The organism is Brevundimonas denitrificans (assembly GCF_030160755.1).
Taxonomy (GTDB): Bacteria; Pseudomonadota; Alphaproteobacteria; order Caulobacterales; family Caulobacteraceae; genus Brevundimonas; species Brevundimonas denitrificans.
Genome location: NZ_BSOY01000199.1, coordinates 1 through 654, shown reverse-complemented (window position 1 = coordinate 654; position 654 = coordinate 1). Strand labels below are relative to the sequence as shown.

Below are 654 nucleotides of genomic sequence, written 5' to 3'. Positions count from 1 at the left end.
GCCCATTGGGATCAAAGAAGTAAATGGACTGGAACAGGGTGTGATTGATCGGCCCGATCACCAGAATGCCATCCTCTTCCAGTCGTTTCTTGGTTTCCATCAGGTCTTTCATGGACGACACCTGCAAGGCCAGATGCTGGACCCAGCCGGGGGTGTTGGGATCGCGGCCCATGGCCGGGGAATTGGGAAGCTCGAAAAATGCCAACACATTGCCATTTCCCGCATCCAGAAACACATGCATATAGGGATCAGGCTCCCCGGTGGAAGGCACCCGGTCCTCTGCAATGGCCAGGATAAAATCCATATTCAGGTATTTCACATACCAGTCAACGGTCTCCCTCGCATCCCTGCATCGATACGCCACATGGTGAATTCGTTCTATTTTCATGGACAGTCTCCGTCTTGATGCCGTCTGTTGTCCAAGGCGGAACGTTCCTGCTCCTATAGATTTAGATCACCCGTCGCTTATCCTCAAAATCTTTTCAGGCGAGGTCCTTTTCCAGAACCTCCCGAAGCCATTGAAGGGTCTCCTCCCCGACCTGCTCCACCGTCTTGAAAAGGGCTGGAAGGACATCCGGGTCCGCGGCATTCTTTTCAAGCTCCGCCACCACGGCGGCCAGTTTGCGGCTTTGGACGGAATAACACGCCCCTTTC

1 protein-coding gene is annotated in these 654 nt (G+C 54.0%); it reads right to left on the bottom strand.

Going from position 1 to position 654, the window contains the following annotated elements; translation table 11 throughout:
- Positions 1–388 (bottom strand): VOC family protein (locus tag QQJ79_RS15740; RefSeq protein ID WP_284223872.1); only part of this gene is annotated, 388 nt, incomplete at its 3' end.
- Between the last annotated feature and the right edge of the window lie 266 nt (positions 389–654).